The sequence below is a fragment of the Rhizobium sp. SG_E_25_P2 genome (genome assembly GCF_029892285.1).
In the GTDB taxonomy this organism is placed as follows: Bacteria; Pseudomonadota; Alphaproteobacteria; order Rhizobiales; family Rhizobiaceae; genus Rhizobium_E.
Map to the genome: position 1 here is coordinate 62,104 of NZ_JARXVM010000014.1, position 15,819 is coordinate 77,922.

Below are 15,819 nucleotides of genomic sequence, written 5' to 3' on the forward strand. Positions count from 1 at the left end.
AACGCGCGGAATGGATTTTTGATCATTATCATTTGCGTTCGCGCCGCAAAATCGCCTTTACCGCAGCGCAATATCCCTATTATAGTACTATAATTCATCATCGGACGGCCTGAATCGCCTGCGCCGCTCCCATTCTCGATATCCCGGCTTTCCGAGCCCTTTCAGACGGATCTTCACCGTGAGCAACGCTGTTTGCACCGATACGACTGCAATTCCCGAAGAAGCCGCGGCGTTGACGCGTTTTCAGATCGCATTGGTGATCCTGGCGCTCGCCTGCGGCGGCTTCGGCATCGGCACCGGCGAATTCGCCATCATGGGCTTGTTGCCCGATTTGGCCCGCACTTTCGCGGTGACGACACCGGAAGCCGGTTACGTGATCAGCGCCTATGCGCTGGGCGTGGTGATCGGCGCGCCGCTGATCGCCATTCTCGGCGCTAAATCCTCGCGTCGGTCATTGCTGCTGGTGCTGATGAGCGTCTTCGCCGCCGGCAATCTCGCCAGCGCGATTGCCCCTGATTTCTGGAGCTTCACGGCGCTCCGCTTTCTCACGGGCCTGCCGCATGGCGCCTATTTCGGCGTCTCGGCGCTGGTCGCGGCCTCGCTGGTGCCCCTCTATATGCGCGCTCGCGCCGTTGGCTACGTGATGCTTGGCCTGACGGTGGCGACGCTGGCCGGCACGCCTGTCATGGCGCTGTTCGGTCAATATCTCTCCTGGCGCGTGCTGTTCTTCGCCGTCGGCGGCATCGGCGCGCTGACCGTCACTCTGATCTGGCTTTACCTGCCGCGCGACAAACCGGCCCATGGCGCGAGTGTGGCGCGTGAACTGATCGCCTTTACCCATCCGCAGGTGCTTCTGACCCTGACGCTGGCCGCCACCGGCTTCGGCGGCATGTTCTCGATCTTCAGCTATATCGCCGGCACCGCGACGGAAGTCGCGCTAATGCCCGCCACGATGATTCCGGTGATCATGGTGCTGTTCGGCGTCGGCATGAATGTCGGCAATGTCGTTGGCTCCAAACTCGCCGACATGTCGCTGATGGGCACGATCGGCGGCATGCTGGTGTTCAATGTCATCGTCATGACCATTTTCGGCCTGACGGCCGCCAATCCCTATTTGCTCTGCCTGTCGGTGTTCCTGATCGGATGCACCTTCGCCGCCGGCCCCGCCGTGCAGACGCGCCTGATGGATGTCGCCGCCGACGGCCAGACTTTGGCCGCCGCCTCGATGCATTCGGCCTTCAATGTCGCCAATGCGCTGGGCGCCTGGCTCGGCGGTCTGGTGATCGCCTATGGCTACGGCTATGCCGCCACCGGCTATGTCGGCGCCATCCTGTCCTTTTTCGGCCTGTTCGTGTTCGGCGCGTCCTGGCTTCTGGAAAAGCGGGCGGCGCGCTAACGCGCCGTCTCATACGATCGGCAGTTTCAGCGGTCCGTTCGCCTTGACCGTGCGGATCGCAAAATTGGACCTGATGTCGGTGACCTCGGGAAGCGTCAGAAGCTTCTCGGTCAGCAGCCGTTCATAAGCGGCCAGATCCTCCACCACGACCTCTGCCAGAAAATCCGCCTCGCCCGAGATCATGTGGCAGGCGACGACTTCAGGCAGCGCCAGAAGCGCATCCTGCAGATTGCCGGCGTTCTCGCGGCTGTGGCGGATCACCTTGAAGAACACGAACACCGTCAGTTCGAGCCCGATATTGCGCCGGTCGACATCCGCCCTGTAACCGCGGATCACGCCGGCTTTTTCCAGAGCGCGGATGCGCCTGAGACAGGGCGACGGCGAGAGATTGACGCGCGCGGCGATATCGACATTGCTCATGCGCGCATCCTCCTGCAGCGCATCGATGATCGCGAGATCGAATTCATCCAGTTTTGGCATTACTCACCATTTCATTGTCATTGGACGCAATATTCTGCCCTATCATTCATATTTCAAGCCACAAGACGCAAGGACATGCGCGCCACCGCTGAATTAATGTTCCGGAACTTAAGATGCAGGCGGGAGGGGCAAATGGCCATGGCGAGGGAAACGGCAACAACACACGCAACATCGCCTATGCTGGGCCGCATCGCAGCTTTGTCGGTGGTGGCGATCTGGGCGGCATGGCTGGTGTCGACGCGGCACGGAACCGTATCGTCGCTCAGGGCCGTGGATCTCAGCCTCCTGCGCTATGGCATTCCGGCGCTGATCCTCGCGCCGGTCTGGCTGAGAACCGGCCTCTGGCCCAAGGCGACGCTAAAATGGCCGCTCGTGCTGATGATCTTGGGATCGGGGGCGCCTTTCTTCCAGATCGTGGCCGTGGGCATGCGGGCGACGCCGGCCTCGGCGGCAGGCGTGCTGCTGCCTGGCGTGATGCAGCTCGCAACGGCGTTGATCGGCGTGGCGGTCTATCGCGAATGCCCTGACCTGATGCGTTGGTTCGGAATGGCCGCCATCGCGCTCGGCGGGCTGGTGATGCTGACGGCGGGCGTCGGCGATGTCGACCTGGGCTGGAAGAGCTATTTGATCCTGCCCTTTTGCGCCACGCTCTGAGCGGTCTTCACCCATGCGTTCAGACGCTCCGGCCTGACACCGCTCGAAGGTGGGGCGCTGGTCTGCGTCTGGTCGACGCTGATCACGCTAGCCCTCATCCCGTTTTTGGGACTTCACCTGCTATCGGCGCCGCTCGGTGAAGTCGCCCTGCAGGTGCTGACACAGGGCGTCTTGTCGGGCCTTTGCGCCACCCTGCTCTATGGCTACGCCATCCGGGCGCTAGGCGGCACGCTTGCTGCGGCCTACACGGCGGCGACGCCAGCGGCAGCCGCGATCGGCGGCGGACTGCTGCTCGGCGAGCAGATCGGCGCGGCCACGATCGCCGCAGCCGTCATCACCGGCCTCGGCGTGATCTTGTCGACCGGGCTACTGTCAAAGCGTCAGGCCTGAAGCACCACGACCTTGTCACCGGTGGAGACGCGGCTGTAGAGATCGATCACGTCGTGGTTCAACATGCGAATGCATCCCGACGACATCGCATAGCCGATCGATTGCGGCTGGTTGGTGCCGTGAATGCGGAAATGGATATCATTGCCGCCACGATAAAGATACATGGCGCGGGCGCCGAGCGGATTGTTGGGGCCGCCGGGCATGCCGCCGGCAAGAGGGCCGTATTTCGCCGGTTCGCGGCGGATCATGTTGGCGGTCGGCGTCCAGGTCGGCCATTCGGCCTTGCGGCCGACATAGGCGTTGCCGCGCAGTTCCAACCCTTCCCGGCCAACGCTGACGGCGTAACGGATCGCCCGGCCATTGCCGAGCACATAATAGAGCCTGCGAGCCGGCGTATCGACAACCACCGTGCCGGCAGCCTGGCTGGTGGCGTAATCGACCTCAGCACGACGCAGTTCCGGTTTGATCTTCTCCAGCGACATGGCGGGCAGCGGATAAGGTTCGGTCGTCTGAGCGGCGTAATTGGCCTTGTCATTGGAATGATTGGTCTGGCATCCCGCCAGAAGCGCCGATGCGCCGAGAAGGAACGCTCGCCGAGAAACCGCCATCGAATTGATTCCTTAATGCCCCGTTGATGGCGGGAACATTAGGAAGATTATGGTTAATGCCGGGTAAAGGGGGCTGACGTATCTCGCTTTCCTGGGCTTGCAAACTGCCGAAGGCGATTGAACACTTGATCCACTTGCCTTCGGCATGCTGAATTAGCGTGTATTGTTAGCCGAACCCTGTAAACAGTCGAGCATGGCTTAAAATTTGCCCCCGCAATCCTAGGTATAGTATTATGGATGGTGATTGCGATCAATCGGAACAGCTGGCCGCTGTCCCGACATTGCCGTCGATAAACAAATCCTAACGAAGATAGGTGAACAGTGAAGGTTCTGATTGTTTGCCCAAAGTGCAACCAGATGTATTTTGAAGGCAACACGGCGTTTGGAGCCCCCACGATACATTCCGTTCCCATTACGGACAACGGCATATGCATTTTCACATGTGAGCGTGGTCACACCACTTCCACCCTTTTTACGCAACCAAAGTTCGAGGTCTTGTGCGAAGTCGCCGCCCAGGCAATTGTGGACGGTTATTTCCGAGATGCTGTTGCAAGTTTTGCCGCAGCGCTTGAACGAGCAATGGAGTTCTACTGTCGGGTGATTTTCAACACGCGAGGCAAAGATGATGAATTTAATCTCGCATGGAACCCGCTAGATAAGTCCAGCGAGCGACAATTCGGCTTCTTCCACGCTGTCTTTTCAATGGAAAATTCGAAGAAAGTTCCGGCGCTGAATGATGGAAAGAAAGGCACCCAGTTTCGAAATAAGGTAGTACACAAGGGCTACATTCCAGCGAAGGCCGAAACAGTGGAATTCGGACAAACGATTGTTGACCTGATCATCGAAATCATCGCGCCGCTGCATACGAAATATGCTGCGTCAGTCAGTAACGTGACAGAGGCCCTCCTGCCCCCTCGCGCTGAAAGGCCCTCATCGAGAAGCTACAATCGGAGTTTGTTTGAATGGCAGCAAACCGGAGAAAGGTTTCCTACACTCAAGTTGTCGACATTTATTGAAAGAGAAAGCGAGCAAAAGAAACATGTCGCTTTTTCAAATTTCCTTGCTGGCTTCCCACCCACCCCGGGATCGTCGTTGGCGCTGCCAAGAACCGATTGCTCTTAAAGATCTCAATCCTTTTGATGCTGGACCAACGTGTTTCTCTTTTAGCATGACTGTCTGCCAGAGCCATCAGTCTGCCAACGGGTCACGCACCTATACCAAAAACGCGTCCGCGCACCAATCACATATTCGGATAAACAGGCCCCTCGCCGCCCTGCGGCGGCACCCAGGTGATGTTCTGGTTGGGGTCCTTGATGTCGCAGGTCTTGCAGTGGACGCAATTCTGCGCGTTGATCACGAAGACCTTGTCGCCATCCTTCTCCACCCATTCATAGACGCCGGCCGGACAGTAGCGCGACGACGGGCCGGCGAAGATGTCGAGTTCGGACGACTTCTGCAGCGCCGGATCCTTAAGGCGAAGATGGATTGGCTGGTCTTCCTCGTGATTGGTGTTGGACAGGAACACCGAAGACAGACGGTCAAAGGTCAGCACGCCGTCCGGCTTGGGATAGTCGATCTTCTTGTGCTTGGCGGCCGGCTCCAGCGAGGCGGCGTCATTCTTGCCGTGCTTCAGCGTGCCGAAGAAGGAGAAGCCGAACAGCTGGTTGGTCCACATATCGAGACCGCCCAGGCCCACGCCGATCGCCGTGCCGAATTTCGACCAGAGCGGCTTGACGTTGCGGACGCGCTTGAGGTCCTTGCCGATGTCGCCAGCGCGCCATTCGTTTTCGATCTCGACGATTTCATCATTGGCGCGACCATTGGCAATCGCTTCCGCGATTTTGTCGGCGGCGAGCATGCCGGAGAGCACGGCATTGTGGCTGCCCTTGATGCGCGGCACATTGACGAAACCGGCCGAACAGCCGATCAGCGCGCCGCCGGGGAAGCTTGTCTTCGGCACCGACTGGTAGCCGCCTTCGGTGATGGCGCGCGCGCCGTAGGAGATGCGCTTTGCACCTTCAAACACGCCGCGGATCGCCGGATGCGTCTTGAACCGCTGCATCTCTTCAAACGGGAAGAGATAGGGGTTCTTGTAATTCAGATGCACGACGAAACCGACGGCCACCTGATTGTCTTCGAGATGATAGAGGAAGGAGCCGCCGCCGGTTTTCATGTCGAGCGGCCAGCCGAAGGAGTGCTGCACCAGGCCCGGCTTGTGGTTCTCGGGCTTGACCTGCCAGAGTTCCTTGATGCCGATGCCGAATTTCTGCGGCTCGCGATCCTTCGATAGGTCGTATTTGGCGATCAACTGCTTGGCGAGCGAACCGCGCACGCCCTCGCCAATCAGCGTGTATTTGCCGAGAAGCTCCATGCCGCGGGCATAATTGCCGGTCGGCTCGCCATCGCGGCCGATGCCCATGTCACCCGAGGCGACGCCGCGCACCGCGCCATGATCGTCATACAGCACTTCAGTGGCGGCGAAGCCCGGATAGATCTCGACGCCGAGTTCTTCCGCCTTCGTCGCCAGCCAGCGACAGACATTGCCGAGCGAGACGATATAATTGCCGTGATTGTTCATCAAAGGCGGCATGAACATATTGGGCAGGCGGATAGAGCCCGCCGGCCCCAGAAACAGGAAATGGTCGTCGGTGACAGGCGTCTTGAACGGATGATCCGCCTCGTCGCGCCAGCCCGGCAGAAGCCTGTCGACGCCGATGGGATCGACCACCGCGCCCGACAGGATATGCGCGCCGACTTCCGCGCCCTTCTCCAGCACCACCACCGACAGCTCGGGATTGACCTGTTTAAGCCTGATGGCGGCGGCAAGACCCGCAGGACCAGCGCCCACGATCACCACGTCGAATTCCATGCTCTCGCGTTCGGGCAATTCCATGTCGCTCATCTCAAAAACTCCGGCCGGGCGCGCAAAAATTTGTCGATGACTTGTGTCAAATCCGCAAAACCTTGTCGAGCCAGCAAACGACATAAGCCTATCTCATTTGCTCATACCTTACTTTGACGTAAACGTAAATTATTGGGCAAAAAAATGTTAGAAAATCGGCTGCCAGGAACCTGCATATCACTAAGGTCGCACCAGATCTGGGAACATGGGGAAATGCTTGAGGTTCAACGTCGCCAACGGCTTTTGCATCGAGATGGCTGTCGACGCGATAACAGCATCTACAAGATCTACGCCGTGGCTCGGTCCATAGCGGCGAAGATTTTCACCCGCGCGCAAGGAAATATCGAGATCCACGGGCACACAAACCATTTTCTCAAACAGGGCGCGGAAAAGCGTTTCCTCGGACGGCTTGCGGACGCCCACGCATGACTTCCACCACAGTCAGCATAGAAATGGCGGGACGCTCATTCTGGTGCAGGAGAAAATTGAGAGCGGCTTGGTTGCCTCGGGAAATATCAATCAGAATGCAACTGTCGACAATCATGCACCGTCGGCTCTGGACATTCGCTCGACGAGTTCTCGCCGCTCCTCGATGGTTAGTCGACCCAGGTCATCATGATCCCGCCAGACGCCGAAAACGGCGTGCAGCGCAGACCTCCAGTCCGTTGAACCATCATTTTCTGTCGAGTTTATCTTATCGGCGCCGTCTCGGCTTGCAGTCGTCCTGGCCATGCGGAAGATCCTCCGTGTCCTTCGCGCGAGGGTAGTCGCGTTCAGGCTCAGCGTCAAATTCCCATTGCCATCCCCCGTGCCCTGTGGCATGAGGCGCGCCTTCCGCTGCGGCGCAGCATTTCCCATTTCCGATGGAGTTTTCAGATGGCGACCGCGCTCGGCCTGGATTTCGGCACCACCAACACCGTGCTCGCGGTCAAGGAAGGCGACGGCTCGCGTTCGCTGTCCTTCGACAGCCTCGCCGGCCGCACCGACAGCATGCGCACCTGTCTGTCCTTCATGAAGGATGGACGCCTGGGCGCCTCCAAGCTTGAGGTCGAAGCAGGCGCGGCGGCGATCCGCGTCTTTGTCGACAATCCCGGCGACGTGCGTTTCCTGCAGTCGATCAAGACATTTGCCGCCTCGCCGCTGTTTCAAGGCACGATGGTCTATGCCAAGCGCTTCAGCTTCGAAGATCTGATGGAGACCTTCCTCAACCGGCTGCGCGATTATGCCGGAGCGTCTCTTGATAGCAACATCAACCGCATCGTGGTCGGACGCCCGGTCAAATATGCCGGCGCCAATCCCGATGAAGGGCTGGCCGTCAAGCGCTACAACGAGGCGCTGGGCCGTCTCGGCTTTCCGGAAGTGCATTTCGTCTATGAGCCAGTCGCGGCGGCCTTCTTCTTCGCCGAAAAGCTGAAGCGCGACGCCACCGTGCTGGTGGCCGATTTCGGCGGCGGCACCACCGACTACTCCGTCATCCGTTTCGAAACTGCTGCGGGCCGGCTGACGGCGACGCCGCTCGGCCATTCCGGCGTCGGCGTGGCCGGCGACCAGTTCGATTATCGCATCATCGACAATCTCGTTTCGCCGGTGATTGGCAAAGGCTCGAAATTCAAGAGCTTCGACAAGATTCTTGATGTTCCGACCAATTACTACGCCAATTTCGGCCGCTGGAACCAGCTGTCGATCTTCAAGACGCTCAAGGATTTCCAGGATTTGAAGGGGCTGGTTCGCGCCTCGCTTGAGCCGGAAAAGCTCGAAGCCTTCATCGATCTGATCGACCAGGATGAGGGCTATCCGCTCTATCAGGCTGTGTCGCGGACCAAGATGCGCCTGTCGGAGGAGGAAGAGACCGAATTCTTCTTTGCGCCGCTCGGCGAGAAGAGCCGCCGCATGGTCAAGCGCACGGATTTCGAAGGCTGGATCGCCGACGACCTCAAGGCGATGGAAGCCGCGCTCGACGACGCTCTGGCCAAGACCGGCCTGGCGCCCGAGGCGATCGACAAGGTCTTCCTCACCGGCGGCACCTCCTTCGTGCCGGCGGTGCGCCGCCTGTTCGAAAACCGCTTCGGCGCCGAGCGCATCGAAAGCGGCGGAGAACTCCTCTCCATCGCCCATGGCCTCGCCCTGATCGGCGAACGCGAGGACGCGGCGGACTGGGCGGCGTTGTGAGCGGGGCGCTTGCCGCTGGTTGTGGGACGGGGGAAACAAACGAATACACCGCACCAATTTTCTTGCGTTGAAACATGCTCAAAGATTCAATTGCGATCATAAAACGTCATCTCACAGCCTATCTTGTGACGTTCTCTGTGTTTTTCGGTTTAGAATTCATTTACTCAAAACTAGGCGCAACAGTTCCCGGGGGATGGATAGGTCAATTTTGCTTTGCCTATCTACTTGGGAAAGCGATGTCCTCAGTGATTTTCCCCAACAACACGTCCCCCAGAGGGATAGATTCACGCGAGAAAAAACATTTCCAATGGCTATACCCAAGTTATTTCCTTAAATATTTCCTCTTGATGACTTTAGCCAAGGTTACAGCTGCAGGATTCACATACTCGCTTGGCTACCGGGACCCTGATTCAACCCGCTTCCTTATGGCGAGTTTCATCTTCTCAACTCTTTTTGTCTCATTGGCGCTTGGACTCGCCGGGACTTGGCTTCCTGCAGGGATAGGGCTCGCCGACAACAGTTTTCTGAAGACGATCAGAAGGGCGAAGATGACGTTCCCAGGCGTATTCTTCCGTGTGCTCCTGAGTTTAGTCTTCGTAAACGTTCTGATCGAAGGCGTTAGCTGGGGGATATCGCTGGCGGCGAAGGACGTTGCCGATGCGCCAGTTCTAGGGAAGGCTTTTTCCGTTCAGCACATCGCAGAAGTCATCACCTTTTTCTGGCTCAACGCGCTCTTCGTCACCTACATCGCCGTGGTCATAGCCCGCGCGTATCTCCGCGCAGAACAAAGCCTCTCCCCCACCCGCCATGCATCGGCTTCGCCGATGGACGGCGCGGACGGAATAGCCTAAGCAGCCGCCGGCGCGCTACAATCGGCGGCTGCTACGGAGCCTTGATGTGACCAACAGCCTCAAATCGATTTCCAGCCTGCTTCTCACGATCTTCATCGTCATGACCGGTTTCGGTCTGGGCGGCTATATCGTGCAATTGCGCGCGCTCGGCGAAGGCTGGACGGCCTATGACATTTCGCTGATCGGCGCGGTCTATTCGCTCGGCTATACGCTGTCGTCCTTCGTCACGCCGCGCTTCATCCGCCGCACCGGCCATATCAGGGTGTTCTCCGCCTATATCGCGCTGATGTCGATTTCGATCCTGCTTTGCTCGCTCGAACAGACGCCCTTCTGGTGGATGCTGTTTCGCGGCCTGTTCGGCTTCGCCATCGCCGGCGGCTATATGATCATGGAAAGCTGGATCAACGAGAAGGCGACCAATGAAAATCGCGGCCTGATGTTCTCGGTCTATATGGTGGTGGCCATGGGCGGCTCGATTGCCGGCCCCTATATCGCAGCCCTCGCCGATCCCATGACCACGGTGCTGTTCATCGTCGCCGCCATCCTGTTCTCCGTCGCCATCTTCCCGATCGCGCTGACCTCGAGTTCGACACCGTCCATCCCCACCGAAGCGGGTTTCGATCTCAAGGGCCTGTGGACGCGCTCGCCGGTCGCCTTTGTCGGCACCTTCATTGCCGGCGTCATTTCGGCGGCCTGGGTCAATTTCTCGGCCGTCTACGCCAAAATGACCGGCCTCAGCGAAACCGGCGGCGCCAATCTCATCGCCGCCGTCATTTTGGGCTCCGTGGTGGCGCAGTTTCCGCTCGGCCGCATTTCCGACCGCATGGACCGCCGGTTGGTGATGGTCGCCTGCGGCGCTTTCGGCATCGTCGCCGCGCTCGCCATGGCCGCGTCCACGGCCTCGCCCTATATGGTCTATCTCTCCGGCTTCCTGGCCGGCATGGTGATCTTCCCGATCTATTCGCTGAATGTGGCGCATGCCAATGATCTCGCCGAACCCGGCGAATATGTGCGGATTTCGAGCGGCATCACCGTGCTCTATGGATTGGGCGTCGTCGTCGGCCCGCTGGCCGCCGGCCAGGCCATCGCATTCGCCGGCGCGCCCGGCCTGCCGATGCTGCTGGCGCTCTGCTTTGCGCTCTACGGCGCCTATGCCGGGCTTCGCCTGCGGCAGCGTCCCGCCATCATCCCGCCGACGGACGTTTGACCCCGCGGCGGCTTTCCCGCCAGATGATGAAAACGCCGGAGCCGATGATCACGGCCGCGCCGAAAAACAGCGAGGCGCTCAGCGTCTCGCCGAACAGCAGATAACCGACCGCCGCCCCGCCGATGATCGATGTGTATTCGAACGGCGCGATGGTCGAGACATCGGCATAGCGATAGCTCTCGGTCAGCAATATCTGGGCGACCCCGCCGAAAAAGCCCGCCCCCATCAGCATCAGCGCCTGTTCCCATGTCATCGCCGGCCAGCCGAACGGGATGGTCAGAAGCGAAAGAAGCGTCGCGGACAGGGAGAAATACAACACGATCGTCGGCGTGTTCTCGGTCCGCACCAATTGCCGGACCTGCACCATGGCCAGCGCCGCCATCGCCGCGCTCATCAACGCGGCAATCGCGCCGGCAAATTCCCCCGTGCTCATCTGCCCAGAGGTGAACAGATCGAGCTTGGGCCAGAGAATGATCATCACGCCGACAAAGCCAACGGCCACCGCGCTCCAGCGATAGGCCCTCACCTCTTCGCCGAGCAGAACAGCGCCAGCAATGACGGTGAATAGCGGCAGCGCGTAACCGATCACGATCGCCTCCGGCAGTGGCAAATGCACCAGCGCATAAAAACCGAACGACATCGAGATCACGCCGATAAAACCGCGCTTGAAATGACCGAAGGGATTGTCCGTGCGGAAAGCGGAGAGGAACTCGCCGCGCAGCGCCAGCCAGGCGAGAATGGCCGGCATGGCGAACAAGGATCGGAAGAACGTAATCTCCCCGGTCGCCAGCCCCTTGCCGCCTTCCTTGATCAGGATCTGCATGCACAGAAACAGCAAGATCGACAGCAGCTTCATCGTGATGCCGCGCAGAGGATTGGTGACAGTCTTGTCCATGGAAAACATACACGATCGAAAATGATCGCTTTCCTTTGGCCCCATTCGCTCCCCAGCACAAGTACCGGGGCATGCTGAAACCTTATCCATATAAAGACGCAACATATTGTTTACCAAAAATTATCATTAAAAATCTATCATAGGTTGCATATCAGATAGGCAAATGATGCGTCTTTAGGCATTTCAATATCTATACTAGACGAATTTCCACATAAAAGGGGAATATTTATGGCTTACGCCGTCAAAAAAGCAACCACAAAGCCATCCGAACAGATATCGCCACGCGCAATGCGTGTTGTCACCGATCGAATTGCCGCCGATATGACCGGCTACGGCGAGGCCAACAGCGTCATCGTCAAGCAGATCAAGCTCCTCGCCATCAATGCGGCGATCGAGGCGGCGCGTGCGGGCGACATGGGTAAGGGGTTTGCCGTGGTCGCGGCCGAGGTCCAGCGGCTGGCCGAAAATTCCTCCGATCTCGCCTCTCGCTTCGAAAGCAATGTGTTGAAGCGGATCAATATGGGGCGCGGCATCGCCGATGGTTTGGTCGCCCAGATGGAGGGCGAACGACTGACAGACCTCGCCCAATCTCTCGTGCAGCTGATCGTGCGCAATCTGTTCGAACGAACCGCCGATGTGCGTTGGTGGGCGACCGATTCCGCCCTTTGGCAAGCGCTGGAGGCGCAAACACAATCATCCTTCGATCATGCAGCCGAAAGGCTTAGCGTCATCAACCGCTTCTATACCGTTTATCTAGACCTTGTACTGGTCGACATCAACGGTCGCGCGGTCGCCACAGCCAATCCCAAATATCGTAAATCGATCATGGGACAGTCCTTGCGTGCAGAGCCCTGGATGAAGGCTGCGCTCGCCACACAAAGCGGCAATGATTACATCGTCGACAAGGTTTCCCCTTCCCCCTTCCACCAGGGAGAGGACACGCTGGTCTACGCGACGGCCATCCGCGAAGGCGGCCATCAGAACGGCGCGCCGCTCGGCGCACTGGGCGTCTATTTCGATTGGAAGAATCAGGGACAGGCGATCGTCGAAAAAGAAGCCAATCTTCCGCCGCACATCGCCGACAAAACTGCGGTGCATCTGCTGGATGAAAACAGCCGCATCATCGCCACCACGAGGCCACAGCAGCTCTATCGCAGCTTCCAGTTGTCTTCAGGCGGCAGAAGCAAAGGCAGCTATTACATCAATGACGGAACGCTCGTCGCTTTCGCCAAGACACTCGGTTACGAGGATTATGACGGGCTCGGCTGGAGTTGCGTGGTGGTTCAAGAGACGGAACGCGACGAGGAAATCAAGAGCGCCCTGAATCTATAATAATGATAGCGCTCAACAAGCCTGATCCACGCAGACTATGACAAAGTTGTTCCTATTTGATACATGTTAACGTTAGATCAGCTTTTCATTGAAATACTACCGCCGGATTTGCGCGCATCGCATAGAGGGCAAGCGGGGATGAGCGCTTTCGACGACGATCACCATGACAATTCGCGCTTGCAAACCGGGAAGACACGATGGACGCCTCCTCCGGCCAGATAATTCATCTGACAGATTACCGCCCAACAGATTTCGTGCTCGAGCGCGTCGATCTCACCTTCGAACTCGATCCCACGGCGACGCTGGTGATCCAGCGATCGTTGATGCATCGCCGCGAAGGCGTCTCCGAAGATGCGCCGCTTGTGCTCGACGGCGATGAACTATCGCTCAAGGCGGTCGCGATCGACGGCAACGATATTCCCGCCTCGCAATACGACGTCTCCGACAAGCAATTGATCATCCGCGGTCTGCCGACCGGTGTGACGTTTGAGGTGACAGTCGAGACAATCATCAATCCCGAAGCCAACACCAAGCTGATGGGCCTTTACCGCACCAACGGCACCTATTGCACGCAGTGCGAGGCGGAAGGCTTCCGTCGCATCACCTATTTCATGGATCGTCCCGACGTTCTCGGCGTCTACACGATCACCATTATCGGCGATGGCGACGCCAATCCGCTGATGCTGTCGAACGGCAATTTCCTCGGCGCCGGCCCCTATGGCGATGGCCGCCGTTTCGCCGCCTGGTTTGATCCGCATCCCAAGCCCAGCTACCTCTTCGCGCTGGTGGCCGGCAATCTCGGCGTGGTCGAAGACACGTTCACCACCATGTCCGGCAATGAAGTCGCGCTCAAGATCTATGTCGAGCATGGCAAGGAGCCGCGCGCCGCCTACGCCATGGACGCGCTCAAGCGTTCGATGAAGTGGGACGAGGAAGCCTTTGGCCGGGAATATGATCTCGACATATTTATGATCGTCGCCGTGTCCGACTTCAACATGGGCGCCATGGAGAACAAGGGCCTCAACGTCTTTAACGACAAATACATTCTCGCCGATCCGGAAACCGCGACCGACCAGGACTACGCCAATATCGAGGCAATCGTCGCGCACGAATATTTCCACAACTGGACTGGCAACCGCATCACCTGCCGCGACTGGTTCCAGCTCTGCCTCAAGGAAGGCCTGACCGTCTATCGCGACCACGAGTTTTCCGCCGATCAACGCTCACGCGCCGTCAAGCGCATCGCCGAGGTTCGTCATCTCAAGGCCGAGCAGTTCGCCGAGGATGCAGGCCCGCTCGCCCATCCGGTGCGGCCCGAGCTTTATCGCGAGATCAACAACTTCTACACCACTACGGTCTACGAGAAGGGCTCCGAGGTCACCCGGATGATCGCGACCCTGCTGGGCGCGGCGGATTTCCGCAAGGGCATGGATCTCTATTTCGAGCGCCATGACGGCCAGGCCGTGACCATTGAGGATTTCGTCACGTGTTTCGAGGATGCGAGCGGTCGCGATCTCGGCCAGTTCTCGCTCTGGTATCGCCAGTCCGGCACGCCGCTGGTGTCAGTCTCCACCTCCTATGACGCTGGAGCCAAGACGCTCAGCCTGTCGCTTGAACAGATGATCCCGCCGACCCCCGGCCAGGCCGTCAAGCAGCCGATGCATATTCCGCTGGCGCTTGGCCTGATCCTGGAAGACGGTTCGGAAGCCAAGCCCAGCGCCGTTACCGGCGGCGAATATTCCGGCGGCGTCCTGCATCTTACCGATCGAGCCCAAACCTTCGTCTTCGAGGGCGTGGCCTCGCGTCCAGTCCTGTCGGTCAATCGCAGCTTCTCGGCGCCGATCAACCTGCATCTCGACCAGTCGGCGGCCGATATCGTCCATATAGCCCGTCATGACGCCGATCTGTTCTCACGCTGGCAGGCGATCAACACGCTGGCGCTGCAGGATCTCCTCAAGGCGGTGCGATCAGCCCAATCAGGCGAGACGCCGTCAGCAAGCGCGGAACTCACCGAGATTCTCGGCGCAACCCTGATCAACGACGCGCTTGAACCCGCCTTCCGCGCCCAGGCGCTCGCTTTGCCGTCTGAAGCCGATATCGCCCGGGAGATCGGCGCCAATATCGACACGGACGCCATTCACGCCGCGCGCGAAGCGGTGATTTCGTCCGTCGCAAAGGCGATTGGCGGACCGCTTGCCGACATCTATGCGGCGATGGCCTCCGATGGCGCATTCAGCCCCGACGCGGTCAGCGCCGGAAAGCGGGCCCTGCGCAACGCCGCCTTGGTGTGGCTCGCCTATGCCGAGGAAACGCCCGCGCGGGCTGCCGGGGTATTTGCGGAAGCCGACAACATGACCGAACAGGCGCATGCGCTGATGACGCTGAGCCATCGTTTTCCGGACAGCGCCGAGGCCGCAGAGGCTCTCGCAGCCTTTGAGACCCGGTTCGGCGATAATCCGCTGGTGATGGACAAATGGTTTTCCATCCAGGCTGCCATTCCCGGCGCGTCGACGCTCGATCGCGTCAAGGCGCTTTCAGCCAGCCGCCATTTCGCGCCGAACAATCCCAATCGCCTCCGGTCGCTCATCGGCTCCTTCGCCATGCAGAATCCGACCGGCTTCAACCGCAAGGACGGCGCTGGCTACAGTTTCCTCGCCGAACAGATCGTGGCGATCGACAAGCGCAATCCGCAGGTCGCCGCCCGAATCCTGACCTCCATGCGTTCATGGCGGTCGCTGGAAGCTGTGCGCGCCAGCCACGCCAAGGCGGCATTGATGGAGATCGACCGGTCCGGTCCACTGTCCACCGATGTGCGCGATCTCGTCGATCGCATGCTCAAGGGTTGATCAAGCGCGGCGGGGTCTTCCCCGCCGCTTCTTTTTGCGCCTCAATTGGGTTCCGCCCCCGTTTGAACAGCAGGCGAAATCGCCTATCC

Annotated in this window: 14 protein-coding genes; 9 read left to right on the forward strand and 5 right to left on the reverse strand. The window is 59.2% G+C overall.

Annotated features, from left to right (window positions below; genetic code table 11):
- The first annotated feature begins 211 nt into the window (after window positions 1-211).
- Window positions 212-1,396, forward strand: a complete 1,185-nt coding sequence (locus M2360_RS18610) for an MFS transporter (protein ID WP_280776873.1) — start codon at window positions 212-214, stop codon at window positions 1,394-1,396.
- Window positions 1,397-1,405: 9 nt separating this feature from the next.
- On the opposite strand, the gene M2360_RS18615 is transcribed toward M2360_RS18610, so the two are convergent.
- A complete protein-coding gene (locus M2360_RS18615; RefSeq protein ID WP_280776752.1) occupies window positions 1,406-1,876 on the reverse strand; it encodes an Lrp/AsnC family transcriptional regulator in 471 nt (156 codons plus the stop codon).
- A gap of 132 nt (window positions 1,877-2,008) precedes the next feature.
- Here M2360_RS18615 and M2360_RS26810 point away from each other — a divergent pair, with 132 nt between their 5' ends.
- Together M2360_RS26810 and M2360_RS26815 are read left to right on the forward strand one after the other, a co-directional pair.
- The gene (locus M2360_RS26810; RefSeq protein WP_348529567.1) at window positions 2,009-2,530 is read left to right on the forward strand and encodes an EamA family transporter; all 522 of its coding nucleotides are present in this window, start codon (window positions 2,009-2,011) and stop codon (window positions 2,528-2,530) included.
- A gap of 33 nt (window positions 2,531-2,563) precedes the next feature.
- Window positions 2,564-2,920, forward strand: a complete 357-nt coding sequence (locus M2360_RS26815; RefSeq protein ID WP_348529568.1) for an EamA family transporter — start codon at window positions 2,564-2,566, stop codon at window positions 2,918-2,920.
- On the opposite strand, the gene M2360_RS18625 is transcribed toward M2360_RS26815, so the two are convergent.
- Entirely contained in the window at window positions 2,911-3,528 is a 618-nt protein-coding gene (locus tag M2360_RS18625; RefSeq protein WP_280776753.1) for a L,D-transpeptidase, read from the reverse strand. The two genes, M2360_RS26815 and M2360_RS18625, sit on opposite strands and share 10 nt — an antisense overlap.
- Window positions 3,529-3,849: 321 nt before the next feature.
- Between M2360_RS18625 and M2360_RS18630 the strand changes: the two genes are divergently transcribed.
- Complete coding sequence (locus M2360_RS18630) at window positions 3,850-4,650, forward strand: hypothetical protein (protein WP_280776754.1); 801 nt, start codon at window positions 3,850-3,852, stop codon at window positions 4,648-4,650.
- A 118-nt stretch (window positions 4,651-4,768) separates the two neighbouring features.
- Here M2360_RS18630 and M2360_RS18635 read toward each other — a convergent pair whose 3' ends face one another.
- Window positions 4,769-6,430: an electron transfer flavoprotein-ubiquinone oxidoreductase gene (locus M2360_RS18635; protein WP_280776755.1), complete on the reverse strand. Its 1,662-nt coding sequence runs from the start codon at window positions 6,428-6,430 to the stop codon at window positions 4,769-4,771.
- Between the two features lie 180 nt (window positions 6,431-6,610).
- Window positions 6,611-6,853 (reverse strand): hypothetical protein, encoded by a 243-nt coding sequence (locus M2360_RS18640; protein ID WP_280776756.1) that lies wholly within the window; start codon window positions 6,851-6,853, stop codon window positions 6,611-6,613.
- A gap of 453 nt (window positions 6,854-7,306) precedes the next feature.
- On the opposite strand from M2360_RS18640, the gene M2360_RS18645 reads away from it, so the two are divergent.
- The 3 genes from M2360_RS18645 (at window position 7,307) to M2360_RS18655 (ending at window position 10,657) form a co-directional block, all read left to right on the forward strand.
- Window positions 7,307-8,599 (forward strand): Hsp70 family protein, encoded by a 1,293-nt coding sequence (locus M2360_RS18645; RefSeq protein ID WP_280776757.1) that lies wholly within the window; start codon window positions 7,307-7,309, stop codon window positions 8,597-8,599.
- Between the two features lie 74 nt (window positions 8,600-8,673).
- Window positions 8,674-9,450, forward strand: a complete 777-nt coding sequence (locus M2360_RS18650; RefSeq protein WP_280776758.1) for a hypothetical protein — start codon at window positions 8,674-8,676, stop codon at window positions 9,448-9,450.
- 46 nt (window positions 9,451-9,496) lie between these two features.
- Window positions 9,497-10,657, forward strand: coding sequence for an MFS transporter (locus M2360_RS18655; protein WP_280776759.1), 1,161 nt, complete (start codon window positions 9,497-9,499; stop codon window positions 10,655-10,657).
- Here the strand turns inward: M2360_RS18655 and M2360_RS18660 are convergent.
- The gene (locus M2360_RS18660) at window positions 10,635-11,552 is read right to left on the reverse strand and encodes a DMT family transporter (RefSeq protein WP_280776760.1); all 918 of its coding nucleotides are present in this window, start codon (window positions 11,550-11,552) and stop codon (window positions 10,635-10,637) included. The two genes, M2360_RS18655 and M2360_RS18660, sit on opposite strands and share 23 nt — an antisense overlap.
- Before the next feature lie 228 nt (window positions 11,553-11,780).
- Here M2360_RS18660 and M2360_RS18665 point away from each other — a divergent pair, with 228 nt between their 5' ends.
- Both M2360_RS18665 and pepN read left to right on the forward strand, forming a co-directional pair.
- Window positions 11,781-12,884 (forward strand): methyl-accepting chemotaxis protein, encoded by a 1,104-nt coding sequence (locus tag M2360_RS18665; RefSeq protein ID WP_280776761.1) that lies wholly within the window; start codon window positions 11,781-11,783, stop codon window positions 12,882-12,884.
- A gap of 197 nt (window positions 12,885-13,081) precedes the next feature.
- Window positions 13,082-15,730: an aminopeptidase N gene (pepN, locus tag M2360_RS18670; protein WP_280776762.1), complete on the forward strand. Its 2,649-nt coding sequence runs from the start codon at window positions 13,082-13,084 to the stop codon at window positions 15,728-15,730.
- Window positions 15,731-15,819 lie beyond the last annotated feature (89 nt).

Excerpts from the sequence above, each read along its gene's own strand:
- M2360_RS18615 (WP_280776752.1), bottom strand. The coding sequence starts at position 1,876 with ATGCCAAAACTGGATGAATTCGATCTCGCGATCATCGATGCGCTGCAG.
- M2360_RS26810 (WP_348529567.1), top strand. The coding sequence starts at position 2,009 with ATGGCCATGGCGAGGGAAACGGCAACAACACACGCAACATCGCCTATG.
- M2360_RS18625 (WP_280776753.1), bottom strand. The coding sequence starts at position 3,528 with ATGGCGGTTTCTCGGCGAGCGTTCCTTCTCGGCGCATCGGCGCTTCTG.
- M2360_RS18635 (WP_280776755.1), bottom strand. The coding sequence starts at position 6,430 with ATGAGCGACATGGAATTGCCCGAACGCGAGAGCATGGAATTCGACGTG.
- M2360_RS18645 (WP_280776757.1), top strand. The coding sequence starts at position 7,307 with ATGGCGACCGCGCTCGGCCTGGATTTCGGCACCACCAACACCGTGCTC.
- M2360_RS18650 (WP_280776758.1), top strand. The coding sequence starts at position 8,674 with ATGCTCAAAGATTCAATTGCGATCATAAAACGTCATCTCACAGCCTAT.
- M2360_RS18660 (WP_280776760.1), bottom strand. The coding sequence starts at position 11,552 with ATGGACAAGACTGTCACCAATCCTCTGCGCGGCATCACGATGAAGCTG.
- M2360_RS18665 (WP_280776761.1), top strand. The coding sequence starts at position 11,781 with ATGGCTTACGCCGTCAAAAAAGCAACCACAAAGCCATCCGAACAGATA.
- pepN (WP_280776762.1), top strand. The coding sequence starts at position 13,082 with ATGGACGCCTCCTCCGGCCAGATAATTCATCTGACAGATTACCGCCCA.